We start from the raw sequence: 26794 nt of genomic DNA, 5'->3' as shown, positions 1-26794 counted from the left end.
TCGCAAAACTGTGGTCAGCACAAGGCGGACCCCCGTGACGCCTCGTGGACATGTCACCGACCCGATGCGAGGTATCACCCCATGGACGCACCCGGCAACATCGCCTGGGCGGTCACCGCAACCGCCCTAGTCCTTCTCATGACGCCCGGTGTGGCGTTCTTCTACGGCGGTCTCGTCAAGGCCAAGTCCGTCGTCAGCATGATGATGATGAGCTTCGGCGCGCTGGGCCTGGTCGGCGTGCTCTGGATCCTCTACGGCGCCAACATGAGCGTCGTCGACGGCACCTGGAGCTTCGCCGGCAACCCGTTCAGCGACTTCGGCCTCTCGGGCCTGTCGAGCGGCGAGGGCGCGAACGTGGGCCTCCTGGGCACCGCTTACGGCGCGACGTTCGCGATCATCACGGTCGCCCTGATCTCGGGCGCGATCGCCGACCGCGCGAAGTTCGGCGCGTGGATGATCTTCGCGGGCCTGTTCGCCACTCTCGTCTACTTCCCGGTCGCGGCCTGGGTGTGGGGCGGCGGCTGGATCTACAACCTCGGCACGACGATGTTCGGCGAGGAGAGCGGCGTGGCCGTGATCGACTACGCCGGCGGCACCGCGGTGCACATCAACGCGGGTGCCGCGGCCCTCGCGCTCGCTCTGGTGCTCGGCAAGCGCATCGGCTTCCAGAAGGGCATCCTCAAGCCCCACAACGTGCCGCTGACGCTCCTCGGCGCCGCGCTGCTGTGGTTCGGCTGGTTCGGCTTCAACGGCGGCGCGGAGTGGCTGTCGGAGGACATGGGCAACGTCGGCCTCATCACGATCAACACGCTGGGTGCGACCGCCGCGGCCGTCATCGGCTGGATCGTCGTCGAGAAGTTCAAGGACGGCAAGCCCACGTCGGTGGGTGCCGCCTCGGGTGCGGTCGCCGGTCTCGTCGCGATCACCCCCGCGTGTGCCAACCTGACCCCGGGCTGGGCGCTCCTGCTCGGCGTGCTCGTCGGCGCGATCTGCGCCCTGGCCATCGAGCTCAAGTTCAAGCTCGGCTTCGACGACTCGCTCGACGTGGTCGGCATCCACCTCGTCGGCGGCCTCTTCGGAACGATCTACCTCGGCTTCTTCGCGACCGAGACCGGCCTCTTCCTCGGCGGCGGTCCCGACCAGCTGATCGTGCAGGTGATCGCCGCCGTCGGCGTCCTGCTCTACTCGTTCATCGTCGCCTTCGTCATCGGCTTCGTGATCGAGAAGACGATCGGCTTCCGCGTCAAGAACGAGGACGAGCTGGCCGGCGTCGACACCGTCGTGCACGGCGAGGAGGGCTACCTCCTGGACGAGCGCGTCTGATCCGGACGGATCCCCCGGATCCGAAGGCGCCGTGGCAACGCCACGGCGCCTTCGCCGTGTCCGGGCGTTGGCTAGGGTGACGATGTGACACAGCGAACCGGGCTGCGAGGCATCCTGAGCGGCATCTTCCGGCCCCGCCGGACGGCGGTGCCCTCCAGGACCGCACCAGGACCCGAGGAGGGCCGGAGCGGGCCGACGGCGACCGTGGAGGTCGCACCTCCCGGCAGGGGAGCCCTGCGGATCACCTACGCACCCGATCACGACGGCGACCCGGATGCCGGCGAGATCATCTGGACCTGGGTGCCGTACGCCGAGAACGACGGCCGCGGAAAGGACCGCCCGCTCCTCGTGATCGCGCGCCAGAGCGCCGACCGCGTCTACGCGGTCCGGCTCACCAGCAAGCCGCACGACGGCGACCGGGACTTCCTCGCGCTGGGCACGGGGGAGTGGGACGCGCAGGGGCGGCCGTCGTGGATCGACATCGAGCAGCTCTACAGCGTGCATCGCGAGGGCATGCGGCGCGAGGCATCCGCTCTCGACCTGAACCGGTTCGTGCGCGTGGCCGACGCGCTCCACCGCCGCTACGGGTGGGACGTCGGCAACTGACGCAGAAGACCCGATCACATTCGTGACCGGGTCTTGTGTGGTGGTGGGCGATACCAGACTCGAACTGATGACCTCTTCCGTGTGAAGGAAGCGCGCTACCAACTGCGCCAATCGCCCGTTCCCCGAGGGGGACGAGTAACAACCTTACCGGATGCCGGGGCGTGCCTCGAACCACATCGGCGAGACACGCGCGGGGTGCACTCGGTTTTGCAGGACGCTCAGGATCGGTTAGAGTCTTTCAAGTGCCCGGGTGAACAAGCCGGAAACAAAATGCGGATGTAGCGCAGTTGGTAGCGCATCACCTTGCCAAGGTGAGGGTCGCGAGTTCGAGTCTCGTCATCCGCTCGAGTGCAGGGACCTCTTTACGAAGAGGTCACGGCACGTGGGGTCAAACCACACGCGGTGGCGTGGCCGAGCGGCTAGGCACCGGCCTGCAAAGCCGTTTACACGGGTTCGAATCCCGTCGCCACCTCCACTCGAATTGAATAGCCCTTCACGGGCGCGATTGGCGCAGCGGTAGCGCGCTTCCCTGACACGGAAGAGGTCACTGGTTCGATCCCAGTATCGCGCACCACCTGAAACCCCCGCTTCGGCGGGGGTTTTGCCGTTCACGGCGGTTCAGCGGATGAGCTCCGACGGGTACACGTCCCTGATCCGCTCCCGGAAGAACCTGCCGGCGCTGTCGGCGTCGCGCAGCGCCCGGTGCACGGACGGCGGCACCGCGAAGTAGCGGTACACGTCGCCCGACGTGAATTCGAGCTCGAGCACGGCCGTGTCGGCGTCGTAACCGGCCGACGCGATCGCCGCGGAATCCAGACGGTGTCGTCGCACGGCTTCAGGCTACGCGGACGGGCCGCGCTACCGTGGTCGGCGTGACCGACGATCTCGCCGCCCGCATCCGCGCCGAGCTGCGGACCGTCGCCGACCCGGAGCGCGCGCCGGGACAGCAGACGTACATGAAGTCGGCCATGCCGTTCCTCGGCGTCCGCGTCCCCGACGCGCGGCTCGTGGCGAAGCGGGCGGCGAAGGGGATGGATGCTGCGACCCTGCGCGCGACCGCACTCGAGCTGTGGGACGCCGCCGGCTACCGCGAAGAGCGGTATGCCGCCCTCGCGCTGCTCGCCATGCGCCCGCTGCGCGGCGACCTGGCGCTCGTGCCGCTCGTCGAACACATGGTGCGGACGGGACAGTGGTGGGACTTCACCGACGAGCTCGCCCACCGCCTCGCCGATCTGCACGACGCCCGCCCCGCCTCGACCGGCGTCCTCGCGCGAGCCTGGGCGCACGATGACGACCTGTGGATCCGGCGCATCGCGATCCTGTCGCAGCTGGGCCGAGGTGACCGCGTCGATCCGGATCTGCTGGCCGACACGATCGAGCCGAACCTCGCCGACCCCGAGTTCTTCCTCCGCAAGGCGATCGGGTGGGCGCTGCGCGAATACGCCCGCGTCGCGCCGGAATGGGTCCGGCAGTACGTCGACGGGCACGCGCTGAGCCCGCTGTCACGCCGTGAGGCGCTCAAGCACCTCTGACCGCGCCGGTCACGCGTTCAGCTCGGCGAGGACCCGCGGGTACACGTCGATGTGAGCACGCGCGCCCAGGAAGACGTCGGCGTGGCCGTATCCGCGGAGCACGGTGAGCGAGTGCCGGCCCGGCTGATGCCGCTCGAGGTAGGCGTGGGTCTTCCGCTGGCTCTCGGGGAGGAACGCGCGATTCTCCGCTCCCGTGAACAGCGCGAAACGGGCCTCTGTCCGGGGAGCCGTGGCAGTGAACCTGACGGGGAGTCCGCCCTTGGCGCGGATCGGCACGACCTGCCCGGCGCGGTCGGACGCCGCGAGCTGCGCGTAGAAGCTCATGGGAATGCGGCCGAACTCGGTCGCCACCCAGTCGTGGGTCGCGGCATCCAGATTCGCATGCCGCCACAGCGCGGGGTGTCCTGATCCGAGCGCGAAGCTCGCCATGTTGCAGCTCGCGTTGCCGCACTCGGCGTGCCACATGCGCACGGCGTTGCGGGTCACTCGAGGAAGCGCGCCCTCGGGTCCGTCGCGCCAGGGGACGTCCACGTACGACTGCGTCAGCTGGACGAGGGGTCGGAGCGCATGCAGCTTCACCCGTGCGAAGGTCGGCATCACCGGGTGCAGCGAGACGCCGTTCGACACGATCACGTCGACCTCGGGCACGAGCCCGCTGACCGCCGCCATGCTGAGCGCGGTCGATCCCTGGCAGTGGGCCACCGCCCGCAGCGACGAGGCGCCCGTCTCCGCGAGCACGTGGCGGACCGCGGAGGGGACGTCGTGCAGCGCGACGTCGTCGAGCGTCCACGGCCGCGGGTCGAGATCGGTCGAGCCGCGCCAGTTGAGCATCCACACGTCCCAGCCGTCATCGAGAAGCGCGTCGACGAGCGTGCGGGCGACCGGAGGGCGGAACGACTCGGCGCGCATCGCGACGCCGTGCAGCAGCAGCACCGGCCCCTTCGTGGGCCCGGTGTCGGTGCGCACCCTGATGAGGGTGATCGCCACGCCGTCGCCCGCGTCGATGAAGTGCACCTCGTCGTGATGCCGGAAGCGCGCTGTCGCCCTCACGATCCGTCCTCCGCCGGCGACGCCGACGAGACCGCGGCCGGAACAGTCCCGGGTGCGGGCGGTCCTGGACGCAGGTACACGTCCTTCATCGAACCGGCGAAGAACGCCCCGAAGCGTGCGATCGAGCCGAGCGGACCCGATCCCGACCCGCGGAAGGTCGTCAGCTGACGCGCGAAATCGAGCGGCAGGATGCGCAGGATGCCGGCGCCGATCACGTCGGCCGGAGCATCCTGCGCGCCGTTCTCGCCCGGCGGGACGTGCCCGCGCATGAGGGTGATGTACAGCGTGGAGGTGTCGGTCCACATGTCGAACCCGCGGTCGTTGCGGACGGTCTTGAAGCCGTACATCGTGAGCGGCTGGCCGGACAGGTCGCTGAACCAGAGCCGGTAGCGCATCTCGCGGGTGAGGGCGGCCTCCGCCGTCACGAACAGGTTGGCCCATCCGCGCTGCACGGGCAGCCGTCCGCCGAGCAGGTCGCAGTCGACGTACCCTTCGGCGATCGCGGTGTGATCCTCACCGGCCGCGAAGCGCTCGACATCCGGCGCGGTGATCGTGAGCTGGAACATGAATCGCTGCGCGAGCTGGCGTCCGAGCTCCCAGCCGGCGAGCGGATCGGTCTCGCCCAAAGCCAGGTGGCCCTTCATCTTCTCGGTGAACTCCATGCCACGGCCGGCGACCGGGTCCGCGGGCGCCTCGACGACCGGCGCGGGAGCCGAGTCCGCCGCAGCGCGCCGACGTCGGGGCTTCGGCTTCTCGAGGGCGTGCTCGAGGGCGCGGTCGGCCATCGCGGCGATCGTGAGCGAGGGGTTGGGCCCGACGGGGCCGGGCACGGCGGAGCCGTCCACGACGAACAGCCCGGCGTGGCCGAACGACTCGCCCCAGCTGTCGACGACGCCCTCCTGGGGAGCGCGGCCCATCGGCGTGCCGCCCAGCGGGTGGACGGTCACGACGCGTTTCGTCCACCAGAGCGGGTTGTCGCGGAACTTGCCGCCGAGCGACTCGGTGATGCCCTGCATGGTCTCCCGCATGGCATCGAAGTACGCCTTGCTGGTCGCGGTGGTCCACTCGACGTCGATCTCGCCGTCGACGAGCGTGATGCGTCCGTCGGGCGTGTCCCGGCCCATGCCGAGCAGGGGCAGAGAGCTGGAGGTCAGCCGCCCCTGGCCGACGAGCTTGGCGACCTCGGCCGAGATGGTGGACTCGTTCTTGTTCGTCAGCCGATGCGCGACCATCTGCGAGACGACGCCGGCAGCGCGGCGCATCGACGCCGTGACCTGGGCCGTCTCGACCAGCCAGCTGGTGAACTCGGGGAAGCCGGCCTCCTGGACGTAGTACCCGCGGCCCTGTCCCTCCTCGTCCAGCCCATCCGGCTTGCGGATCGCGGTCGTGATCACCGGCCCGTAAGCCGGGTCGATCATCCTCGTATGCCCGGCCTCGGTCGTGGACTGCGCGCCGAAGCAGAAGGTGAGCAGGTCGCCGTTGCCGCTGAAGCGCGTTCCCAGCGCGCGCCCGAGGGCAGGCAGCGCCACCCTGTTGCGCAGCAGCAGCGCGGTGGTGCCGAACGTGCCCGCGCCGAGGAACAGCTGGTCGCAGGTGATGCGCAGATGCGTGCGCTCGTGACGGCCGCTCGCGTCAGGCTCGCCGTACCGCACGTAGCGCACTTCGTACCCGCCGCCGTCGAGCGGCGTGACGCCGTACACCTCGCACAGGGTGCGGAGCTCGGCGCCGTGCGCGGCCGCGGCGGAGAGGTAGTTGTGGTCGAGGGTGTTCTTCGACCCCTCGTTGCAGCCGATGTCGCACTCGCCGCACAGCCGGCACGTCAATCTCGTCGCGTTGTGCAGGTTGCCGTACGAGGGGACATCGATCACCTGCTTCGGGATCGCCTCGGCTCCGGGCCTCGACGAGAACGACACCGCGAGCGGGGGAGAGAAGGCCTGCAGTCCCAAGGTCTCGGCGGCGTCGCGCAGCGCCCGCGCCTTGGGGAGATCGGGATACGGGTTGGGCACCGGCGTCATCATCGCCTCGACGGCGTCATAGTGCCGGTCGAGGTCGTTGCGGCCGATCGGCCAGTGCTCGTACCCGCCGCCGGGAAGCGGCGAATCGTGGACGAACCAGCGCTCGTCCTTGCGCAGGAGCACGTTGGCGTAGATGAGCGATCCGCCGCCGAGGCCGGCCGACACGATGCCCTCGAGCTTGCGGAAGGAGCGCACATCGAAGAGGCCCAGCAGTTCGTCCTTCGGCTCCCAGAACGCCCGGCTCATCTCGTACGGATTGCGCGCGAAGCTCCCCGGCGGATAGGCGCGTCCCCGCTCGAGCAGCACGACGGAGCGGCCCGCTTCGGCCAGTCGGTAGGCGCTGACCGATGCCCCGAATCCGGAGCCCACCACCACCGCGTCGACGTGTTCGGCCGCGGGCATGTCAAGCCACCTCCGTACGGAGCTCGGCGTGCCTCTGGTCGTTCTCGTGTTGCGTACGGATCATCGACTCCCTCTCTGCGGGGCTCGGCGACACACTCGGTGGAGACGGTCGTACACCGGAGGAGTCCCGCGCGCCGCAGAAGATACGTCGCCCCGGAACCACCCCCTCGGCACTCAAACTAGTGATCCCGGCGACGGCGCCGCAACGGATGCCTCACGCCCCGAGTCATGCTGCGGAGCAGGACTTCCGAAAGATCTGCGCAGCGCATGTACGAAGGATGGCCCGTGCGTGCTCTCTTCACTATGATTCGGGCAGATCCACGGACCTGCCCTCCCGCGTTAACCGCCGGCTACGAGGAGACCCAAGGTGCTCAGACGCTTCTACGCACGGATCAATCGCACGAGGCCGTGGTATCGGCTTCCCTTCCTTCTGGGCCTGCTCAACCTGATCGCGCTGCGCGACGAGCTGCGGGAGGAGAACCTCGTCGACACCCGCACGCCGGGCGGATCCGGCCGTGCACCCGGCGTGACCCCGGCTACGGCCGGCGAGGAGCGTCGGCGGTTCCGCACCGCCGACGGCTCGTTCAACGACCTGGGCGATCCCGACATGGGCAAGGCGGGCACGCGGTTCGCGCGCAACGTGCCGCTGGCGCACGCCTGGCCCGCCGAGGGCGACGAGCTCATGACACCGAACCCACGGGAGGTGAGCCGGAAGCTGATGCGCCGCGAGACGTTCACCCCGGCGACCTCGATCAACCTCCTCGCCGCCGCCTGGATCCAGTTCCAGACGCACGACTGGTTCGCGCACGGCAGGGAGCCCGCCGACGTCATCGAGATCGACGTCGCCGACGGCGACGACTGGTTCGAGCAGCCGATGCGGATCCCGCGCACGAAGGCGGACGACACCCGCACGGACGCCGACCGGGACCTGCCTCCGACATTCATCAACAACAACTCCCACTGGTGGGACGCGTCGTCGATCTACGGCAGCACTCCCGAGCGGCGCGAGCAGGTGCGCAGCCACGTGGACGGAAAGCTCGTCCTCAAGGACGGGAACCTGCCGCTCGACCCCGCCACCGGGGTTGCGCTGACCGGGTTCAGCGAGAACTGGTGGGTGGGCCTCGGCCTCCTGCACACGCTGTTCACCCTCGAGCACAACGCGATCTGCGATCGGCTGAAGAAGGACTACCCGGGCATGACCGAGGACGAGCTCTTCGGCACCACGCAGCTGGTGGTCTCGGCGCTCCTCGCCAAGATCCACACGGTGGAGTGGACGCCCGCGATCATCGCGCACCCCGTGCTCAAGGTCGCCATGCGGGCGAACTGGTGGGGGCTCGCGGAGGAGAAGCTCCACCGCATGTTCGGCCGCCTGAGCAAGAGCGACGTCATCAGCGGCATTCCGGGTTCCGCGTTCGACCACCACGGCTCGCCGTATCAACTGACCGAGGAGTTCGCGGCGGTGTACCGCCTCCACCCGCTTCTGCCCGACACCCTCGAGGTCCACGCGCTCGACGACGGCTCGCTGGTGGACAGCATGGAGTTCCAGGAGATCATCCTGCTCAACGCCCACCGAGTGCTCACCTCGGGCGCGAAGGTCCAGGATCTCTGGTACTCGTTCGGCGTGCAGCATCCTGGGGCGGTCCAGCTGCACAACTTCCCGCGCTGGATGCAGGACATCACGCTGCCCGACGGGCTGCGCCTCGACCTCGCCGCGCTCGACGTCATGCGTGATCGCGAACGCGGCGTCCCGAGGTACAACGAGTTCCGCCGTCAGCTGCACCTGAAGCCCGCGGCGACGTTCGATGAGCTCACCGACAACCCGACGTGGGCTCGGGAGCTCGAGGCCATGTACGGCGACGTCGAGAAGGTCGATCTGCAGGTGGGCATGCACGCCGAGACGCCTCCGCCGGGATTCGGGTTCAGCGACACCGCGTTCCGCGTGTTCATCCTCATGGCCAGCCGCCGGCTCAAGAGCGACCGGTTCATCACCGACTGCTACACCGAGGAGTACTACACGAAGACGGGGATGCAGTGGATCGCCGACAACACGATGGCCTCGGTGCTGCTTCGCCACTACCCGCAGCTCGCGCCGTCGCTCGACGGCGTCAAGAACGCATTCGCCCCGTGGAACGTCGTCGGCTCCACAGCCGCACGCGCCACCAGCACGGCATCGGCCGCGGCGAGCGCCGCGGGGATGAGGGGAGTGTCATGACCGTCACCGAGGCGGACCGCGAGGCGCGGTTCACCCTGATCCGCACTTACTGGGACGTGCTGATGGCCGCCGACATGCCGGCGTTCCGGCGGCTGCTCGCACCCGACGCCGTCATCCACTATCCGGGTCAGAACCACATGTCGGGCGACTACCGGACGACCGACGACATCGTGGGGCTGTACACCCGGCTCACGCAGTTCATCAAGGACGGCATGTTCGTCGGCGAGGTGCTCGACATCACCGCGGGCGAGACGTTCACCACCGTCATCCTGAAGTACGAGATCCGGATGCCGGTCAAGACCCTCCACGGGCGCGCCACCGGCATCTTCATCCTCGACGAGAACCACCTGATCAAGGAGTACTGGCTCCACGAGTGGAACCAGCAGATGATCAACTGGGTGTTCCGCTCCTCGCGCTGGTTCGGATGGACGATGAAGCTTCTGCCGAAGAAGAAGGCGACGTGACGATGGCGAAGCCGAAGGCTGCGCAGAAGCCCCTGCCCCCCGGACGGTTCGGGCTGCCCTGGCTGGGCGAGACCCTGTCGATCCTGCGCAACAACCACCGGTTCTACCAGGACCGCATCGAGAAGTACGGACCGATCTTCAGAACGCGGCTGTTCGGCAACAGCTTCGTGATCTTCTCGGGGCACGAGGCGTTCCACACCTTCGCGATGGACGAGCGGATCGTGCGCGGTGACGCGGACCCGATCTCGGCCGAGCAGATCTTCATGAACTCGCTCGCGCTGATCGACGGCGTCGAGCACCACACGCGCAAGGCCGTCATGCTGCGCGCGGTCGGCTATCGGTCCGCGATCGCGTCGTACCTGCCCACGATGCAGGAACTCCTCGAGCGCAGCATCGATCCGTGGCTGAAGAGCGGCACCGGCCACGACCTGCGGGCGGACCTGCAGCGGTTCGCGGCACGGCTCACCGGGGCGCTGTACACCGGCGACCGCAGCGAGGAGCACGCGGCAGAACTCGACCACCACCTCGCCAACATGCGCGATGCGTTCATGACGCTGCCGGTGCCGATCCCCGGCACGAAGTACGGCAAGGCGATCGCAGGTCGGCGGCGCATGGACGAGATCATCGGCGACGCCCTCGCGAAGCACCAGCAGGGCGGCTACGACGACATCGTCTCTCGCATGATCGTCGCCGCGAACGACGCCGACGTGCCGGTCGAGGCGCTCCGCGGCGACATCCGTCACCTGATCTTCGCGGGCCAGGGCGGCTATTTCGTGCCGCTCACGCTCACCACGATGATCGTCGGGCAGCACCCCGACGTCATGGAGCGCGCCCGCGCGGAGGTTCTCGCGGTCTCTCCGGACGGACCGATCACCATGGAGCAGATCGAGCGCATGGAGTACCTCGAGCAGATCTCGAAGGAGGTGCGCCGGTACTTCGCCATGAACTCGGCGACCTTCTTCGGCCGGGTGCAGGCCGACATGGAGGTCGGAGGCTTCCGCATCCCGAAGGGGTGGGGCGCGATGGGCGGCATCCACATCAACATGCGCAACCCCGACGTCTTCCCCGACCCCGACCGCTTCGACCCCGACCGCTTCGAGGCGAAGGCCGAGGCCGCGCTGCCCCCGGGAAGCTACGTCCCGCACGGCGACGGCCAGAGCACGCACCACCGCTGCCCGGGCGAGAACATCGTGACTGTCGCGGTCAAGATGTACCTGACGCTCCTGCTCCGCACAGCGGAGTGGTCGATCCCCGATCAGGACCTCACGCTCACCAACGAGCTGTTCCCGCTGCCCGCAAGCGGACTGCGGGTGAACTTCCGCCAGCACGTCCCCGTCGCGGGCTGACATGGCGGACGTGACGCGCGAGCGCGGGCTGCGCAAGCTCATGCACCTCACACAGCTCATGGTGTGGGGGGACCGCCAGCCGATCACACGCACGCCCGCCGACGTCGGCCTCGACGCCGAGGACGTCTCGTTCACCGCGACCGACGGCATCGACCTGAAGGGCTGGTTCGTCCCCTCCGGCGCTGCGGCGGGGCCGGCCGTCGTCTTCGTCCACGGCTGGCTCTGGAATCGCACCGGGAACGCGGCGGGCCGTGTGCCCTTCGTCGACCGGGACGTCGACTTCCTCCCCGCGACGAAGGCGCTCCACGACGCGGGCATCCATGTGCTGCTCTTCGACCTGTCCAACCACGGTGAGAGCGGCAAGCGCCCGCCACTCACCATGGGCCGCTGGGAGGCGCGCGACTTCAACGGAGCCGTCCACTATCTGCGCGGCCGCCACGACGTCGACGCCGCCCGCATCGGCGCGCTCGGCACCTCCGCCGGCGCGAACACCGTCATGTATGCGATCCCCGGCGGCCCGCCGGTCAAGGCGCTGCTCGCGGTGCAGCCCACCCGGCTGCCGGTCTTCAACCGCAACTTCGCGCGCGACGTGCTGGGTCCGCTCGGACCGGCCGCGGCGGCGAGCACCGACCTCGTCTACGTGTTCCTGCGCGCGCCGCTGCCCAGCCGCCACGACCCGGCGATTCCGGCACGGGAGCTGGGCGACACCGTCGTGCAGTATGTCCAGGGCACGGGTGACCCGTGGGGCGAGATGGGCATCGTGGAGGGGTTCTCCTCGGTCACGCCGCACTCGCTCGGCGTCCTGCGGTATCCGTCGACGGGTCGCTACGAGGGCTATCAGTACGTGAGCAAGGAGGCCGACGACATCGCCGCCTTCTTCACGGCGCACCTCTGAGCTCGGAATCGGGCGGCCGCGGCATCCGTTCGCGGCCACCCCACCCGATCAGGGGTGCCAGAGCGAGTCGTGGGCCGCCTGACGGGTGTACTGTCGCGGGTCGAAGAAGCGGTCGTAGTACTCCATCTCGAGATGCGAGAACTGCAGCCACATGCCGGGCGTGTAGAACGCATCCACGTGCGCGGGGAACCGGCCGTAGGTGTCCCAGATGTAGTTGCAGATCTCCTTCGTGTACGCGATCTCCTCCGGACCGAACCGGGTGCCCTTCTCGAGGAAGGCGCGCGCGTCGTCGGAGTTGCGGTACGGGCTCGAGAACACCTTCTCGTTGCCGTACGCCGGCCCGGTGGCGCTGTACTTCGACTCGACCACCCGGTCGACGGCCTCGTCCATCGACGACACGTAGGGGGGAGTGAGGCCCTCGAGGATGCCGTCGATCCCGACCGGGTTCGCCTGCGACGCCGGCACCGGCGGCCACTTGCGGTGCTTCTTCGGCTCCTCGAGGCGGAACCCCAGGCCGTGCCAGCCCTTGGCCTCGTCCTGCTGCCAGATGTAAGGCGGGAACACAGAGCCGTGGATCCAGCCGCCGAGCCCCATCGACTGGCCGAGGAGCATGAGGTTCTGGAAGTAGAAGAACGACTCGTAGTCGGTGCGCAGCGCGCCGCCGAAGCCGAGCGGTGCCTGGCTCTCCTTGTTGAGGTAGCCGCTGCGCACGCGGTCGAGCCCGCCGATCGGGTGGTAGGGGATCTTCGGACCGATCCCGAGCCCGCTGCCGATCTTGGCGATCCACTCGACCGCGTTCTTCGGGTGGAAGCTGCGCCAGTCGTCGAGGAACAGCGGCCGCATGCCTCCGGGCTCGGTGAGCAGGATGATGATCGCGTTGATGTACTGCCACGTGCAGTCGACGACCGGGAAGAAGATCGTCGTCCCCGGGGCGTTGGAGGCCTGGTTGTTCCAGCCGAGGTAGTAGGGCCACTCCCGCGGGAAGTCGAGCCGGCGGTCCGACACGCGCACCAGGCACTCATCGGCCGCGCCGATCCAGTCGGCTTCGCTCCAGTCGCCCCACTTCGGCGGCAGATCCTTGAGGAGCTCGAGTGCGCGCTCGCCGCGGGGCGCGCGGAGCAGGGAGATGCCGTCGTCGTTGATCATGAAGAAGTGGGTGGCCTGCGCGTTGTCGGCGCTGCTGCCGGTGCGGGCCATGATGTTGAGGAACGGCGTACCCAGCTCGTCCAGCCCGTTGTTCTCGACGAGCGGTCCGTCGTGGGTCGTGATGCCGGTGATCCCCGTCACGCACGTGATGAGGATCGCCTCCTCGAGCTTGCTCAGCGGCGCCGGAGAGTTGTGGCTCTCGTGGCTGAGCGGGCCGGCGTTCACCGAGAAGCCCCGCGGGATGCGCCTCGTGCGCCGTTCGGTGAGCGCGGACAGGAACGGATACGCGGCGAGGTCGGCGAGCGCCGGGTGGGTCGCGGCAGCCGTGGCCTCGGCCGGGGACGGGTCGATCGATGTCATGGCGCTCTCCTCGTTCTCGTATCAGTTGTGCCGGTCGAGCCGGCCGGTGATCACGGGATAGACGTCGCGCGCGGCATCCTTCCCGATGAAGCAGTCCATGTGGGCGTACCCGGGGATCACGTCCCGCGTGTAGAGCTCGTCGCCGTTGCGCTCGCGCAGCACGTCGTAGGTGATCTCGCTGCCCTCGGGAAGGAAAAGGCGGTTGTCGGCGCCATGCAGGAACGCGATCGGCACGCGGAGGCCCGACACGTCGTCGAGGTAGTCGTGGTCTCCGTCGGCGCTCACGGCGTGGTCCTCGCGAAGGATCTTGGTGATGTGGCGAAGCGTGGTCATGTTCGCCACGCCGAACGCCTCCTCGAGGTGGTCGTGCGTCGCGTCGTTCAGCTGCGCGTGGTCGTACACCTCGCCGTACATGAACATCACGCGCCGGCAGAACGGGCGGTCGCACGGCTCGTCGCCGGAGGGGTAGACGGCGAGCGCCTTGTCGTACAGCGTCTCGCCCCACGACGGGTCGTCGTCGAACTCGGTGGTGAGCGTGTCGAAGCCCAGCGCCTGCAGGATGTTCCCGGCGTAGATCCCCGCGCGCAACTCGTTGAGCGTGCCTCCCCGCGGGTGCAGGGTGACCTGCGACGCCACCGCCGAGCGCACCCCCTCGAGCCCCAGCCCGAGCGCCATCAGCATCGTGAGCGATCCGACGCAGTGCGCCACGATCTGCACCGAGTCCGCCCCCGACACGTCACGCACCTTCGCGACCGCGGCGGGGTAGTCGTAGGCGGCGATGTCGTCGAGTGTGAACTGGGTGCCCCCGGACGGCAGCGCGGGGCTCGCGCGGTAGTCGAGCACCCACACGTCGTAGCCGCGCTCGTACAGGTACTCCGGGAAGTTCGTGTCGGTCGTGTCGATCGTGTACGCGAACGCCGACGTGCCGAACCCGGGGGACAGGATGACCGGACCCTTGCGACCGCCCTCGAAGCGCGTGAGCCTCAGCATCACAGCGTCTTCGGTGTCGAACTCGTAGATCGTCGGCTCGCCGCAGCGCAACGGCCGTCGAACGCGTTCCTCCGAGGCTGGGCCCACGCGACCAGAGGCTCCGCCCGACGCGCCAGCGGCGGGTGGAGAGGTCGTGGGGACCGTCGCCGTCGATGCGGCTTCGTGCTCGCTCATATCGACCCCCCAGCATCAGCCGTACGGAGATCGTCGCGGCGAGGCGGGACCGGCCCACGGGCGACGACGGAGTCAGCATATTGCCCGGCACGCGCTCTCGTCACGAAGTTCAGGAGCGGCGTCGGGCACCCCTGATACCCGGCCCGTGAGAACCACTGGCTAGACTCGTCGCGTGGAACTCGTCTGGTCGACCGCCGCAACGGCATGCACGACCGACACGCGAACGCTCGGCGCCTGAGCGGGCAGGGCGCGTCGTGCGCCCGAAGCTGAGTAGCCTTGAATCCGAGCCATTCCCAGGAGAGTTTCCGTGACTGACGCTGTGCCCTATCCCGCCGACGGCTTCGCCCTGTTCCCCGACCGCTCCGTGGTCGCGCTTCGCGTGAACGGCGAGCTGAAAGACCTCGCGACGGTGGTGGAGGAGACGGATGCCGTCGAGCCCGTCACCATCGACAGCCCCGACGGCCTCGCGATCCTGCGCCACTCCACGGCGCACGTCCTCGCTCAGGCGGTCCAGCGCATCAACCCGCAGGCCAACCTCGGCATCGGCCCGCCCATCACCGACGGCTTCTACTACGACTTCGGCGTGGAGCACCCCTTCACCCCCGAAGACCTGAAGGCCATCGACAAGGAGATGGCGCGCATCATCCGCGAGGGCCAGCGCTTCGTCCGTCGCGTCGTCAGCGACGAGGAGGCGCGTGTCGAGCTCGTGGACGAGCCGTTCAAGCTCGAGCTCATCGGCCTGAAGGGCGGGGGAGCCGAGAAGACCGAGGGCGCCTCCGTCGAGGTCGGCGCCGGCGAGCTCACGATCTACGACAACGTCGACCGCGACGGCCAGACGGTCTGGAAGGACCTGTGCCGCGGGCCGCACCTGCCCAACACCCGCATGATAGGCAACGGCTGGGCGCTGCAGCGCATCGCCGGCGCGTACTGGCGCGGGAGCGAGAAGAACCCCCAGCTCCAGCGCATCTACGGCACCGCGTGGCCGACCAAGGACGAGCTGCGCGCCTACCAGAGCCGCCTCGAGGAGGCCGCCAAGCGCGACCACCGCAAGCTCGGCAAGGACCTCGACCTGTTCTCGTTCCCCGACGAGATCGGCTCCGGCCTGTCGGTGTGGCACCCGCGCGGCGGCGTCGTGCGCGGCGAGATGGAGCAGCACGCGCGCCGTCGCCACATCGCGGGCGGCTACACCTACGTGTACACCCCGCACATCTCGAAGGAGGACCTGTTCCTCACCTCGAACCACCTCGTCACGTACAAGGAGGGCATGTTCCCGCCCATCGTGATGGACGAGGAGCGCGACGAGCACGGCGAGATCACCAAGCACGGCCAGGACTACTACCTGAAGCCGATGAACTGCCCGATGCACATCCTGATCTACAAGGAGCGTGCGCGCAGCTACCGCGACCTGCCGATGCGTCTCGCCGAGAACGGCACCGTGTACCGCAACGAGCTGTCGGGCGCCCTGCACGGCCTCACCCGCGTGCGCGGGTTCACGCAGGACGACTCGCACCTGTTCGTCACCCCCGAGCAGCTGGAGGAGGAGGCGACCCGCGTCCTCGAGTTCGTCATCTCGATGCTGCGCGACTTCGGCCTGGACGACTTCGAGCTCGAGCTGTCGATGCGCGACGACGAGAAGGACAAGTGGATCGGCTCGGACGAGTTCTGGGACTACTCCACCAACGCACTGCGCAACGTCGCGATGGCGAGCGGTCTGAAGCTCACCGAGGTGCCCGGCGAGGCCGCCTTCTACGGGCCCAAGATCGACCTCAAGACCCGCGACGCCATCGGACGCGTCTGGCAGCTGTCGACCGTACAGGTCGACCCGAACCTGCCCGAGCGCTTCGAGCTCGAGTACACGGACCGCGACGGCCAGAAGAAGCGGCCGATCATGATCCACCGTGCGCTCTTCGGCTCGATCGAGCGGTTCTTCGCGATCCTGCTCGAGCACTACGCCGGTGCGTTCCCGGTGTGGCTGTCGCCAGTCCAGGTCGTCGGCATCCCCGTGGCGGAGGACTTCGCGGACTACGTCGGCGAGGTCATCGACCAGCTGAAGGCGGAGGGCGTCCGCGCCGAGCTCGACCACTCCGACGACCGCATGCAGAAGAAGATCCGCACGCACACCACGCAGAAGGTGCCGCTCCAGCTCATCGCCGGAGCGCAGGACCAGGCCGGCGGCACCGTGTCGTTCCGCTTCCGCGACGGCTCGCAGGAGAACGGCGTGCCGATCGCCGACGCCGTCCGCCGAGTCCGCGACGCGATCGCCTCCCACGCGCTGGTCAACACGGCGGAGGACTTCGCGTGAGTGACGACGAGGTCGGGTCGGCGGTGCCGGGAACGGATGCCGCGGACCCGGCGCTCGTCGACGCCGCGACGCTTCCCGGGGTCCCTGATGAGTTCCAGCGCCTCTGGACACCGCACCGGATGGCCTACATCCAGGCCGGACCCGAGGTGCTGCGCAAGGAGTGCCCGTTCTGCGCGGCGCCGCGCAAGTCCGACGAGGACGGTCTCATCGTGTTCCGCGGGCGCACGGCGTACGCGCTGCTGAACCTCTTCCCGTACAACTCCGGACACCTCCTGGTGTGCCCCTACCGTCACATCGCGACGTACGACGAGGCGACCGAGGAAGAGGTCGCCGAGATCGGCCTGCTGACGCAGCAGGGCATGCGGGTGCTCCGTCAGGTCTCGCGCTGCGACGGCTTCAACATCGGCATGAACCAGGGCCACGTCGCGGGTGCAGGCGTCGACGAGCACCTCCACCAGCACATCGTGCCGCGGTGGGGCTCGGACGCGAACTTCTTCCCGATCATCGCGAAGACGAAGGCGCTGCCTCAGCTGCTCGGCGACGTGCGCCGCGCGGTGTCCGACGCCTGGAACGCGTGAGTCCCGCGCCTCTTCCTCAACAGGGCGCCCCCACAGAGCAATAGCCCACAGAATCACCCGAGGGCATCGTGGTGGCGGGCGCGCGCTCTAGCGTCTGCAGCATGATCATCGACAGCGGGTGGGACTTTCTCTCGATCGCACAGTTGCGCTGGGCGGACAGCGTCGGAACCGGCCGTCGACAATTCGTGGTGCTCGGCGACCATCATTGGTGGTTCGACGGCGTTCATGACCTGCATCACGATCGCCAGTTCGAACGCGAAGAATGGGTCAACGAGGTACTGAGGCACGCCGACATCGATTACGTGCGATACACCGCCGTGGTGGTCGAGACTGCGGACTCCACTCTGGACTACTCGCTCGACGCCTACCCTTTCGATCGGCTCCTCCGTGATCGGGCGAAACAGTGCGGCATCCATCACATGGGCACCTACTTCGTCGATCCCGGGAGGTGGTCTGGCACGGGCCCCATGAAGACGTTCTCCACCTATGTCGGGGCGGAGAATTGCCCGACAAACGAGAGTCGGTGCGCGCTCGCCTACCCGGAACCACGACGTGCGCCGGAACAACTCGCTCTGGAAGAGCGCGACAGTGCTGACCGGCCCTGGATCGGCTCCGCGCATGCATAATGAAAGCATGCCGAACGTACTCGTTCGCGATCTTCCCGGAGAGGTCCACGCGGAGCTGACGCGCCGCGCGCAGGCACGGGGGCAATCGCTTCAGCAGTTCCTCGTCGCCGAGTTGACGCAACTCGCGACGCGGCCCACGTTGGACTCCGTGTTCGCCCGCGTCTCGCAGCACACGGGCGGGCGGGTCGGGCTCGACGAGGCAGTCGAAGACATTGCTGCCGACCGCCGGCGATGATCGTCGTCGACGCGAGTGTCGTCGCGAATGCCCTCGCCGATGACGGTCAGGACGGCCACGCGGCTCGGTCGCGACTCCTGCAGGCCGACCACCTTCTCGCTCCCGACCTCATCGATGTCGAGACGATGTCGGTGTTCCGCCGGAGGTGGCTCGTCGGAGCACTGACCGCGGATCGCTTCGCCCACGCCGTCGGAGATCTCATCGCGCTGCCGGTCGAGCGGGTCCCGATGCGATCTCTGATCTCGCGAGCCTTCGACCTGCGCGCGAACGTCACCCCCTACGACGCGATGTACGTCGCCCTCGCCGAGGGACTCGGATGCGCGCTGCTCACCGCTGACAGACGCCTCGCCGACAGTCCTGGGGTTCGATGCGAGGTCGAAGTCCTCACCCTGACGCCCTAGCGGACCTGCGTGACCTCGAACTGGAGGCGCGGGTTCGCGTAGGCGTCCTGCGATTCCACGAGCTGCAGCTCGCGCTCACCCGAGGCGTGGGTGCGCTCGAGCAGGTCGTAGACGCTCGACGTCGTGCGGGCGAGCGCGTCGGCCGCGTCGCCAGTGCGGCGGTAGTGCGCGGTGAACAGAGCCGCCGTGACGTCTCCCGAGCCGTTGGCCTTCATCGGGATGTGCGGTGTCTGCACGATCCATGCGCCGTCGTCGGTCACGGCGAGCATCTCGATCGTGCCCCCGGGGCGGTCCGGACGCTCGACGCTCGTGACCAGCACCGTGCTCGGCCCCATCGCACGCGCGGCATCGGCCGAGGCGAGCGTGGAATCGAGGTCGGACGGGTCGGTCTCGGTGAGGAAGCCGAGTTCGAACTGATTGGGGGTGATGATGTCGGCGGCGGGCACGACGCGGTCCCGCAGGAGCACCGGGATCGCGGGGGCCACGAAGCAGCCCGACTTCGCGTTGCCCATCACCGGGTCGCACGCGTAGATCGCCGCGGGATTGGCCTGCTTGACCCGCGCGACGGTGTCCAGGATGACGTCGGCGATGCCCTCGCCGCCCTGGTAGCCCGACAGCACCACGTCGATCTGCGGGAAGACGCCCCGGTCCTCGATGCCGAGGACGACATCGCGCACGTCGTCGGGGCTGATCATCGGCCCGCGCCACGCGCCGTACCCGGTGTGATTCGAGAAGTTGACCGTGTACACCGGCATGACCTCGACGCCGATGCGCTGCAGCGGGAAGACGGCGGCGGAGTTGCCGACGTGGCCGTAGGCGACCGCGGACTGGATCGAGAGGATCTTCACCGCTCGATCATGCCACTTCGCGCGTGACGAGCCGTCCACCGGCCGCGCGTACGGCCGCGGCCACATCGGAGGCGAGCCGTTCGGCGTCGGCGTCGTCGAGGTCGTGCACCGTGAGCCGGAGACGGCGGGACGGTCCGCTCTCACCGAGTACGAAGTCGTCGCCCGCACGCGCCAGCCAGCCGCGCCGCATGAGCTGTTCCGACACCGCCCGCGCGGGCACCGGCAGAGGGATCCACAGGTTCAGTCCGTCGCCCGCGTCCGCCGGCACGCCCTGGGCGGTGAGCCGGTCGACGAAGGCGGCGTTGCGCGCGGCGTAGTGCGCACCCGCGCGCTCGATCGCGGCCATGGTCGCGGCATCCGTCACCAGTGCGAGTGTGAGCCGCTGCAGCAGGTGGCTCACCCACGTCGTGCCGGGAGTGAGACGCATCGCGAGCCGTTCCGCAGTCTCGGGATCGGATGCCGTCACCGCCAGGCACATGTCGGGTCCGAGGAACTTCGACACCGATCGCACGAGCGCCCACCGGCGATGACCGGCCGAGATGAGCGAGTGGAACGGCTGCCGCGAGAGGAGAGAGAAGTGGTCGTCCTCGATCACGAGCACGTACGGGTGGTCCCGGAGCACGGTGCGCAGCTCTTCGGCGCGGCGCGCGGACAGACTGGCGCCCGTCGGATTCTGGGCGCGCGGCGTGTGGACCACCGCACGCACACCCTGCTCGAGCGCCGCACGCAGCCCCGCGACCGTCATCCCCTCGTCGTCGACGGGCACCGGGACGGGGCGGTAGCCGCCGATCCGCACGGTGTGGATGCTGGTGAGGAAGCACGGATCCTCGAGCGCGACGGCGTCGTCCCGCGTGAGCGCCTGTGCGAGCAGCCGCTCGACGGCATCCGCGGCGCCGCTCGTGATCGTGAGGCGCAGGTCGGCGGCGGGTGCGAGACCGTCGCGCATCCAGTCGAGAGCCCAGCGCTCCAGACCGGGATCGATGACCGGTTCGCCGTAGAGGACCGGCCGCCCCGCCATCGCCGCGAGCGCCCCGGAGAGGTCGGGGATCAGCTCGGGGTCGGGGTTGCCGGTGCCGACGTCGCGCAGCACGCTCCCCGCGGCGAAGCCCTCCTGTGCGACGGGGGAGAGGTCGGCCACGCGCGTGCCGCCGCGGCCTCGCGTGACGATCACGCCCGCCTGGGTGAGCTGGCGATACGCGGCGACCACCGTGTTGCGGTTCACCCCGAGCTCGTCGGCGAGGGAGCGCACGGGCGGCAGGATGTCGCCCGGATGCAGATCGCCGCGCTCGATGCGCGCCCGCAGGCTGTCGGCGATCTCGGAGGCGGATCGCCCGCTGATGTCGAGATCCATGCCCGCCCTTCCGATGACGCCCTGCCCCGCCGAGTGTACGGCCCAGCCCATGCTATCTTTTGGCCTAGGCCAATACCCGCATTGTCCTCACCCGTTGCGCGCCCCGCGCTCCGATCGAAGGGAAACCTCGTGACCACTGCCGACACGGGAACCGACCGCGTCAAGCGCGGCCTCGCCGAGATGCTCAAGGGCGGCGTCATCATGGACGTCGTCACCGCCGACCAGGCGAAGATCGCCGAGGACGCCGGCGCCGTCGCCGTCATGGCCCTCGAGCGCGTGCCCGCCGACATCCGCGCGCAGGGCGGCGTCTCGCGCATGAGCGACCCCGACATGATCGACGGCATCATCGAGGCCGTCTCGATCCCGGTCATGGCGAAGGCGCGCATCGGCCACTTCGTCGAGGCCCAGGTGCTGCAGGAGCTCGGCGTCGACTACATCGACGAGTCCGAGGTCCTCTCGCCCGCCGACTACGTGAACCACATCGACAAGTGGAACTTCACCGTGCCGTTCGTGTGCGGCGCCACCAACCTCGGTGAGGCGCTCCGCCGCATCAACGAGGGCGCCGCCATGATCCGCTCGAAGGGCGAGGCGGGCACCGGCGACGTGTCGGAGGCCACCAAGCACATCCGCAAGATCACGAGCGAGATCAACATGCTGCGCTCGATGACCAAGGACGAGCTGTACGTCGCGGCGAAGGAGCTGCAGGCGCCGTACGACCTCGTCGCCGAGATCGCCGAGACCGGCAAGCTGCCGGTCGTGCTCTTCGTCGCGGGTGGCGTCGCCACTCCCGCCGACGCCGCGATGATGATGCAGATGGGCGCCGACGGCGTGTTCGTCGGCTCGGGCATCTTCAAGTCGGGCAACCCCGCGCAGCGTGCCGCGGCCATCGTGAAGGCCACCACGTTCTACGACGACCCCAAGGTGATCGCGGACGTGTCGCGCGGGCTCGGCGAGGCCATGGTCGGCATCAACGTCGCCGACCTTCCCGCGCCGCACCGGCTCGCCGAGCGCGGCTGGTGACGACGCCCCGCGTCGGCGTCCTCGCACTCCAAGGCGACGTCCGTGAGCACGTGCGTGTGCTCACGGACCTCGGCGCCGATGTGACGAAGGTCCGCCGCCCCGAGGAGCTCGCCGAGGTGGACGGGCTCGTGCTCCCGGGCGGCGAGTCGAGTGTCATCGACAAGCTCTCACGCGCCTTCGGCATGCGCGAGCCCGTGCGCGAGGCGATCGCCGCGGGGATGCCGGTGTACGGGACGTGCGCCGGACTCATCCTCCTCGCCGACCGCATCATCGACGGCATCGAGGGCCAGCAGACGTTCGGCGGCCTCGACGTGACGGTGCGCCGCAACGCCTTCGGCAGCCAGGTCGACTCCTTCGAGGTGGACCTGGACATCCCGGCACTGGGCGAGCCGGCGGTCCACGCGGTGTTCATCCGCGCGCCCCTCGTCGAGCAGGCGGGCGCGGGTGTGGAGCGTCTCGCCACCCTCGACGACGGCCGCGTCGTCGCGGTGCGCCAGGGCTCGCTCCTCGGGACCTCGTTCCACCCCGAGGTGACGGGGGAGCACCGCTTCCACGCGCTGTTCCTCGACATGGTCCGCGAGCGCGACCGGTGACGGGGCAGAAACGGCACGTCGGGGTAGATTCGGAATCATGACGATCAACGACTGGTGGCGCGAGCACCCAGAGGAGCGCTACTGGATGATCGCCCCGTCGCGCGGCATCGTCGGCGACGCCCTGTCGGCACCGAAGGCACAGGACGAACGCCGGTTCGAGTGGTCGCACGAGCTCGTCGGCTTCACGGAGCCCGGCGACACCCTGTTCGTCTGGGACCGCACCCTGCCGGTGCCCGGCATCGCCGCGTGGGGCCGCGTGCTCGGCCCGCTGGGGGAGGAGACCCGCGATCGCCGCGGCGACGACCTGCCCCACTGGCGCATGCCCATCAGCGACACCCTGCGTCTCGCCTCGCCGATCACCCTCCCGAGCCTCCGCCGCGTCGGCAGCGAGATCGTCACGGTGCGCGACCGGGTGGAGGGGCTCACCGAGGGCCCCGTCTACTTCCCCTTCATCGGCTCGGCCGAGACGCTCGCCCCCGCCCCCGCGTACCTCACGAAGGTCCCGCGCGACCTCGTCGCGCTGCTGTCGTCGCGGTTCGGCTTCGAGTTCGCGCTGTAGAGCGGGGATAAACTAGTCCGTCGGGCGAGGCGTTCACGCGCCCGCACCCGACGAGCGTGAATTCAGGAGGACCATGTCCGGGCATTCCAAGTGGGCCACGACCAAGCACAAGAAGGCGGTCATCGACAGCCGCCGTGCCAAGTCGTGGGCGAAGCTCATCAAGAACATCGAGGTCGCCGCCAAGCTCGGCGGACCCGACCTGCAGGGCAACCCGACCCTGTTCGACGCCGTGCTCAAGGCGAAGAAGACGTCGGTCCCGAAGGACAACATCGACCGCGCGATCAAGCGCGGCGCCGGCATCGGCGGCGAGTCCGTCGAGTACTCGTCGATCATGTACGAGGGCTACGGCCCCAACGGCGTCGCCCTCATGATCGAGTGTCTGACCGACAACAAGAACCGCGCCGCGGCCGAGGTGCGCACCGCGCTCACCCGCAACGGCGGCACGCTGGCCGACCCCGGCAGCGTCGCGTACAACTTCACCCGCAAGGGCGTCATCGTCGTGGGCGGCGAGGGCACCAGCGAGGACGACGTGATGCTCGCCGTGCTCGAGGCCGGCGCTGAAGAGGTCGAGCCGCACGCGCAGGGCTTCGAGGTCATCACCGAGGCGACCGACCTCGTGACCGTCCGCTCCGCCCTGCAGGACGCCGGCATCGAGTACGAGTCGGCCGACGTCGAGTTCGTGCCGAACCTCAAGGTCGAGGTCGACGCCGACACCGCGCGCAAGGTCTTCCGCCTCATCGACGCCCTCGAAGACAGCGACGACGTCCAGAACGTCTACAGCAACTTCGACCTCACCGCCGAGGTGCAGGCGGAGCTCGAGAACGACGAGGACTGACCTCGTGGGACGAACGGATGCTGCGGCCAGGCGCGCCTGGCCGCAGCATCCGTCTTCCTCGCCTAGCGTGGAGGAGTGGCAACCTCCCGCGGTCGACTGCGCGTGCTCGGAATCGATCCGGGCCTGACGCGCTGCGGTGTCGGCGTCGTCGACGTCGCCCCCGACCGATCCGCCGTGCTGGTCCACGTGGGCGTCGTGCGGTCCGATCCGGGCGCTCCGATCGAGCAGCGGCTCGCGGTCATCGCGCGAGGCCTGCGCGCCGTCGTGGACGCGCACGAGCCCGATGTCGTGGCCGTGGAGCGGGTCTTCGCCCAGCACAACCGCGCGACGGTGATGGGGACGGCCCAGGCCAGCGGCATCGCGCTGCTGATCGCGGGAGAGCGGGGCCTCGCCGCGGCCACGCACACCCCGTCCGAGGTGAAGGCCGCGATCACGGGCTACGGCAACGCCGACAAGCGCCAGGTCCAGACCATGGTGGCGCGCGTCCTGCGGCTGGAGGAGCTGCCGAAGCCCGCCGACGCCGCGGACGCCCTCGCACTCGCCCTCTGCCACGCCTGGCGCGGCGCTCCCGCGCAGGCGGCGGCATCCGGTCCGCTCACCCCCGCGCAGCGCGCCTGGGCGGACGCGGAGCGACTCGCCCGACGGTGATCCCGCACGTCGCCGTGCGTGTCGCTCGAACAAACGTCCGAACCGCCCCGTAGGCTCGACGCATGATCTCCTCAGTCCGCGGCACCGCCGTGCACGTCGATGCGGATGCGGTCGTCGTCGAGGTCGGAGGAGTCGGCCTCCACGTCGCCGTGACCCCCCAGGTCGCGCGCACCACGCACCTGGGCGACACCGTCACCCTCCACACGTCGCTCATCGTCCGCGAAGACGCGCTGTCGCTGTTCGGCTTCGAGACCCGCGAGGAGCTCGTCGTGTTCGGTCAGCTGCTCGGCGTCACCGGGGTGGGCCCCAAGTCTGCACTGGGGGTGCTCGCGACGCTCACGGTCCCGCAGATCGCGGACGCGCTCTCCGCCGACGACGACGTCCCGTTCCGCCGCGTCTCGGGCATCGGCCCGAAGACGGCGAAGCTCATCGTGGTGCAGCTGGCCGGCAAGATCGCGGTGACGCGCCCCGCCGGTTCCGGGGGGACGGATGCCGCGGGCTCCGCCGCGATCCCGGCACAGGTCGTGCAGGCCCTGGTCAGCCTCGGCTGGTCCGAGCGCGTGGCCGTCGAAGCCGTCGAGAACGTCGCCGCCGACGCACCCGAGTCCGACCGATCGTCGGTGCCGGCACTGCTGCGGCGCACGCTCGCGGCGCTCGGCCCCGCCCGGAAGGAGACGGTGAGTGGCTGACGTGCGCGAAGCCGAAGAGCCCGTCGACGAGTCCGAGCTCGCGATCGAGGGCGCGCTGCGCCCGACGTCGCTGGCCGAGTTCGTCGGGCAGCAGAAGGTGCGCGGTCAGATGCAGCTGCTGCTGGATGCGGCCCGCATCCAGCAGCGGCCCGCCGATCACATCCTGCTGTCCGGGCCCCCCGGGCTCGGCAAGACCACGCTCGCGATGATCGTCGCGTACGAGAGCGGGCGCCCGCTGCGGCTGTCCAGCGGGCCGGCGATCCAGCACGCGGGCGACCTCGCCGCGCTGCTGTCGAGCCTCACGCCCGGCGAGGTCCTCTTCATCGACGAGGTGCACCGCATGGCGCGCTCGGCCGAAGAGATGCTGTACCTCGCGATGGAGGACTTCCGCATCGACATCATGGTCGGCAAGGGCGCAGGCGCGACGAGCATCCCGCTCGACCTGTCGCCGTTCACCCTCGTCGGCGCGACGACGAGGTCGGGCCTGCTGCCCAACCCGCTGCGCGACCGCTTCGGGTTCACGGCCCACCTCGAGTACTACGAGCCCGAAGAGCTCGAGCGGGTCATCGAGCGCTCCGCGGTCATGCTCGGGGTCTCGCTGCCTCCCGCCGCCCGCGCCGAGATCGCACGACGCTCGCGGGGCACACCGCGCATCGCGAACCGCCTGCTGCGGCGCGTGCGCGACTACCTCGTCGTCCACGGCCGCACCGGCGCCGACATCGCGGCCGTCGACGCCGCACTCGACCTCTACGACGTCGACCGGATCGGGCTCGACCGGCTCGACCGCGCGGTTCTCGACATGCTCGTGAGGCGATTCCGGGGCGGACCCGTCGGCCTCAGCACGCTCGCGGTCGCGGTCGGTGAGGAGCCCGACACCATCGAGTCGGTGGTCGAGCCGTACCTCGTGCGGATCGGCTTCATGGGGCGCACCCCGCGCGGACGCATCGCGATGCCCGAGGCCTACGCCCACCTGGGGGTGCCCATGGCCGACTCGGTGCTCGGATTCGATGTCCTATAATCGCTGGAGGTTCACACCCAACCCCTCCCTGCAAGGCAGCGCCGCCCTGGCGCCTGCCTGACTCGAAAGGTGCTTCCAGCTCCATGGACTTCGCTTCCTTCCTGAGCAATTACGGCCTCATCATCCTGCTGGTCGTGCTCCTCGTCTTCATGTTCTGGAGCTCCCGCCGTCGTATGCAGAAGCAGAAGGCGGAGCAGGAGCAGAAGGCCCGCCAGACGGTGCCCGGCTCCGAAGTGCTGCTGCAGGGCGGCCTCTACGGCACGATCGTGTCGTACGACGCCGAGAACCTCGACCAGCCCGCGATCGTCGAGCTCGCGCCCGGCGTCGAGATCAAGGTGCACAGCCAGGCGATCCTCCGCGTCGTGAACCCCGGCGAGCACGCGGTCACCGAGGACGAGTACCTCGCCGCCGAGGAGAGCCACGCCGAGTACGCCGAGGGCGTCGCCAACGGCGACATCACCTCGATCAGCGACGACCAGAGCTCGGCCGCGGGCAAGGAGAAGACCGACCCCGACGCCGAGACCGGCACCAAGTCGCAGGGCTGACGCCCCTCCGTTCGCCCGTTCGGGCTCTCAA

The 26794-nt window shown here is 69.3% G+C and carries 27 protein-coding genes and 4 tRNA genes; 23 read left to right on the top strand and 8 right to left on the bottom strand.

The features are described from left to right. The first annotated feature begins 81 nt into the window (after positions 1-81). Both ACLBXX_RS01960 and ACLBXX_RS01955 read left to right on the top strand, forming a co-directional pair. Positions 82-1323 carry an ammonium transporter gene (locus ACLBXX_RS01960; protein ID WP_056367312.1) on the top strand — a complete coding sequence of 414 codons (1242 nt, stop codon included), beginning with the start codon at positions 82-84 and terminating at the stop codon, positions 1321-1323. An 84-nt stretch (positions 1324-1407) separates the two neighbouring features. Further along, positions 1408-1929 carry a type II toxin-antitoxin system PemK/MazF family toxin gene (locus ACLBXX_RS01955; RefSeq protein WP_447656575.1) on the top strand — a complete coding sequence of 174 codons (522 nt, stop codon included), beginning with the start codon at positions 1408-1410 and terminating at the stop codon, positions 1927-1929. Positions 1930-1970: 41 nt separating this feature from the next. On the opposite strand, the gene ACLBXX_RS01950 is transcribed toward ACLBXX_RS01955, so the two are convergent. Further along, positions 1971-2046, bottom strand: a tRNA-Val gene (locus ACLBXX_RS01950). Positions 2047-2201: 155 nt separating this feature from the next. On the opposite strand from ACLBXX_RS01950, the gene ACLBXX_RS01945 reads away from it, so the two are divergent. From ACLBXX_RS01945 to ACLBXX_RS01935, 3 genes are all read left to right on the top strand, one after another. Then, positions 2202-2274, top strand: a tRNA-Gly gene (locus ACLBXX_RS01945). 56 nt (positions 2275-2330) lie between these two features. Beyond that, a tRNA-Cys gene (locus ACLBXX_RS01940) sits at positions 2331-2404 on the top strand. Positions 2405-2428: 24 nt separating this feature from the next. Then, positions 2429-2503: transfer RNA gene (locus tag ACLBXX_RS01935), tRNA-Val, on the top strand. A gap of 44 nt (positions 2504-2547) precedes the next feature. On the opposite strand, the gene ACLBXX_RS01930 is transcribed toward ACLBXX_RS01935, so the two are convergent. Then, the gene (locus tag ACLBXX_RS01930; RefSeq protein WP_447656574.1) at positions 2548-2760 is read right to left on the bottom strand and encodes a KTSC domain-containing protein; all 213 of its coding nucleotides are present in this window, start codon (positions 2758-2760) and stop codon (positions 2548-2550) included. Positions 2761-2801: 41 nt separating this feature from the next. Between ACLBXX_RS01930 and ACLBXX_RS01925 the strand changes: the two genes are divergently transcribed. Further along, positions 2802-3461: a DNA alkylation repair protein gene (locus ACLBXX_RS01925; protein ID WP_447656573.1), complete on the top strand. Its 660-nt coding sequence runs from the start codon at positions 2802-2804 to the stop codon at positions 3459-3461. Between the two features lie 9 nt (positions 3462-3470). On the opposite strand, the gene ACLBXX_RS01920 is transcribed toward ACLBXX_RS01925, so the two are convergent. Together ACLBXX_RS01920 and ACLBXX_RS01915 are read right to left on the bottom strand one after the other, a co-directional pair. Further along, the gene (locus ACLBXX_RS01920) at positions 3471-4511 is read right to left on the bottom strand and encodes an alpha/beta fold hydrolase (RefSeq protein WP_447656572.1); all 1041 of its coding nucleotides are present in this window, start codon (positions 4509-4511) and stop codon (positions 3471-3473) included. Then, on the bottom strand, positions 4508-6928 hold the full coding sequence (locus ACLBXX_RS01915; RefSeq protein ID WP_447656571.1) for a GMC oxidoreductase: 2421 nt from the start codon (positions 6926-6928) through the stop codon (positions 4508-4510). Before ACLBXX_RS01915 ends, ACLBXX_RS01920 begins: the two co-directional genes overlap by 4 nt. A gap of 367 nt (positions 6929-7295) precedes the next feature. Between ACLBXX_RS01915 and ACLBXX_RS01910 the strand changes: the two genes are divergently transcribed. Genes ACLBXX_RS01910 through ACLBXX_RS01895 form a run of 4 tightly spaced genes read left to right on the top strand, consistent with a single transcriptional unit; the run spans position 7296 to position 11845 of the window. Next, complete coding sequence (locus tag ACLBXX_RS01910; RefSeq protein ID WP_447656570.1) at positions 7296-9140, top strand: peroxidase family protein; 1845 nt, start codon at positions 7296-7298, stop codon at positions 9138-9140. Further along, on the top strand, positions 9137-9604 hold the full coding sequence (locus tag ACLBXX_RS01905; protein WP_310290855.1) for a nuclear transport factor 2 family protein: 468 nt from the start codon (positions 9137-9139) through the stop codon (positions 9602-9604). The genes ACLBXX_RS01910 and ACLBXX_RS01905 overlap by 4 nt, the downstream gene beginning before the upstream one ends. 2 nt (positions 9605-9606) lie before the next feature. After that, a complete protein-coding gene (locus ACLBXX_RS01900) occupies positions 9607-10950 on the top strand; it encodes a cytochrome P450 (RefSeq protein ID WP_447656606.1) in 1344 nt (447 codons plus the stop codon). A 1-nt stretch (position 10951) separates the two neighbouring features. Beyond that, positions 10952-11845 carry an alpha/beta hydrolase gene (locus ACLBXX_RS01895; RefSeq protein ID WP_447656569.1) on the top strand — a complete coding sequence of 298 codons (894 nt, stop codon included), beginning with the start codon at positions 10952-10954 and terminating at the stop codon, positions 11843-11845. Between the two features lie 48 nt (positions 11846-11893). Here ACLBXX_RS01895 and ACLBXX_RS01890 read toward each other — a convergent pair whose 3' ends face one another. Together ACLBXX_RS01890 and ACLBXX_RS01885 are read right to left on the bottom strand one after the other, a co-directional pair. Continuing rightward, complete coding sequence (locus tag ACLBXX_RS01890; RefSeq protein WP_447656568.1) at positions 11894-13351, bottom strand: hypothetical protein; 1458 nt, start codon at positions 13349-13351, stop codon at positions 11894-11896. A 21-nt stretch (positions 13352-13372) separates the two neighbouring features. Continuing rightward, on the bottom strand, positions 13373-14341 hold the full coding sequence (locus ACLBXX_RS01885) for an alpha/beta fold hydrolase (RefSeq protein WP_447656567.1): 969 nt from the start codon (positions 14339-14341) through the stop codon (positions 13373-13375). Positions 14342-14822: 481 nt separating this feature from the next. Here ACLBXX_RS01885 and thrS point away from each other — a divergent pair, with 481 nt between their 5' ends. From thrS to ACLBXX_RS01860, 5 genes are all read left to right on the top strand, one after another. Then, positions 14823-16817, top strand: a complete 1995-nt coding sequence (thrS, locus tag ACLBXX_RS01880; protein ID WP_447656566.1) for a threonine--tRNA ligase — start codon at positions 14823-14825, stop codon at positions 16815-16817. After that, positions 16814-17395 carry an HIT family protein gene (locus ACLBXX_RS01875; RefSeq protein WP_387137681.1) on the top strand — a complete coding sequence of 194 codons (582 nt, stop codon included), beginning with the start codon at positions 16814-16816 and terminating at the stop codon, positions 17393-17395. The genes thrS and ACLBXX_RS01875 overlap by 4 nt, the downstream gene beginning before the upstream one ends. A 101-nt stretch (positions 17396-17496) precedes the next feature. Next, a complete protein-coding gene (locus ACLBXX_RS01870) occupies positions 17497-18021 on the top strand; it encodes a hypothetical protein (RefSeq protein WP_447656565.1) in 525 nt (174 codons plus the stop codon). A gap of 7 nt (positions 18022-18028) precedes the next feature. Then, positions 18029-18256 (top strand): FitA-like ribbon-helix-helix domain-containing protein, encoded by a 228-nt coding sequence (locus ACLBXX_RS01865; RefSeq protein WP_447656564.1) that lies wholly within the window; start codon positions 18029-18031, stop codon positions 18254-18256. Next, positions 18253-18657, top strand: coding sequence for a type II toxin-antitoxin system VapC family toxin (locus ACLBXX_RS01860; RefSeq protein ID WP_447656563.1), 405 nt, complete (start codon positions 18253-18255; stop codon positions 18655-18657). Before ACLBXX_RS01865 ends, ACLBXX_RS01860 begins: the two co-directional genes overlap by 4 nt. On the opposite strand, the gene pdxY is transcribed toward ACLBXX_RS01860, so the two are convergent. Together pdxY and ACLBXX_RS01850 are read right to left on the bottom strand one after the other, a co-directional pair. Next, the gene (pdxY, locus tag ACLBXX_RS01855; protein ID WP_447656562.1) at positions 18654-19505 is read right to left on the bottom strand and encodes a pyridoxal kinase PdxY; all 852 of its coding nucleotides are present in this window, start codon (positions 19503-19505) and stop codon (positions 18654-18656) included. The two genes, ACLBXX_RS01860 and pdxY, sit on opposite strands and share 4 nt — an antisense overlap. Positions 19506-19512: 7 nt before the next feature. Continuing rightward, entirely contained in the window at positions 19513-20856 is a 1344-nt protein-coding gene (locus ACLBXX_RS01850; protein WP_447656561.1) for an aminotransferase class I/II-fold pyridoxal phosphate-dependent enzyme, read from the bottom strand. Positions 20857-20985: 129 nt separating this feature from the next. Between ACLBXX_RS01850 and pdxS the strand changes: the two genes are divergently transcribed. The 8 genes from pdxS to ACLBXX_RS01810 all read left to right on the top strand — a co-directional run bounded on the left by pdxS (position 20986) and on the right by ACLBXX_RS01810 (position 26763). Continuing rightward, complete coding sequence (gene pdxS, locus ACLBXX_RS01845; protein ID WP_447656560.1) at positions 20986-21876, top strand: pyridoxal 5'-phosphate synthase lyase subunit PdxS; 891 nt, start codon at positions 20986-20988, stop codon at positions 21874-21876. Beyond that, positions 21870-22469, top strand: a complete 600-nt coding sequence (gene pdxT / locus ACLBXX_RS01840; RefSeq protein WP_447656605.1) for a pyridoxal 5'-phosphate synthase glutaminase subunit PdxT — start codon at positions 21870-21872, stop codon at positions 22467-22469. The genes pdxS and pdxT overlap by 7 nt, the downstream gene beginning before the upstream one ends. Before the next feature lie 37 nt (positions 22470-22506). Further along, positions 22507-23028, top strand: a complete 522-nt coding sequence (locus ACLBXX_RS01835) for a hypothetical protein (RefSeq protein ID WP_375872140.1) — start codon at positions 22507-22509, stop codon at positions 23026-23028. 73 nt (positions 23029-23101) lie between these two features. Continuing rightward, entirely contained in the window at positions 23102-23863 is a 762-nt protein-coding gene (locus ACLBXX_RS01830) for a YebC/PmpR family DNA-binding transcriptional regulator (RefSeq protein WP_045302545.1), read from the top strand. A 75-nt stretch (positions 23864-23938) separates the two neighbouring features. Continuing rightward, complete coding sequence (gene ruvC / locus ACLBXX_RS01825; RefSeq protein WP_447656559.1) at positions 23939-24511, top strand: crossover junction endodeoxyribonuclease RuvC; 573 nt, start codon at positions 23939-23941, stop codon at positions 24509-24511. Between the two features lie 62 nt (positions 24512-24573). Then, complete coding sequence (ruvA, locus tag ACLBXX_RS01820) at positions 24574-25200, top strand: Holliday junction branch migration protein RuvA (protein ID WP_447656558.1); 627 nt, start codon at positions 24574-24576, stop codon at positions 25198-25200. Continuing rightward, positions 25193-26218, top strand: coding sequence for a Holliday junction branch migration DNA helicase RuvB (gene ruvB, locus ACLBXX_RS01815; RefSeq protein WP_310290829.1), 1026 nt, complete (start codon positions 25193-25195; stop codon positions 26216-26218). The genes ruvA and ruvB overlap by 8 nt, the downstream gene beginning before the upstream one ends. A gap of 83 nt (positions 26219-26301) precedes the next feature. Beyond that, positions 26302-26763, top strand: a complete 462-nt coding sequence (locus ACLBXX_RS01810) for a preprotein translocase subunit YajC (protein WP_387137702.1) — start codon at positions 26302-26304, stop codon at positions 26761-26763. Positions 26764-26794: the final 31 nt, after the last annotated feature.

This window comes from Microbacterium sp. C23T (assembly GCF_053345975.1).
This window is presented reverse-complemented; position numbering and strand designations above follow the sequence as displayed.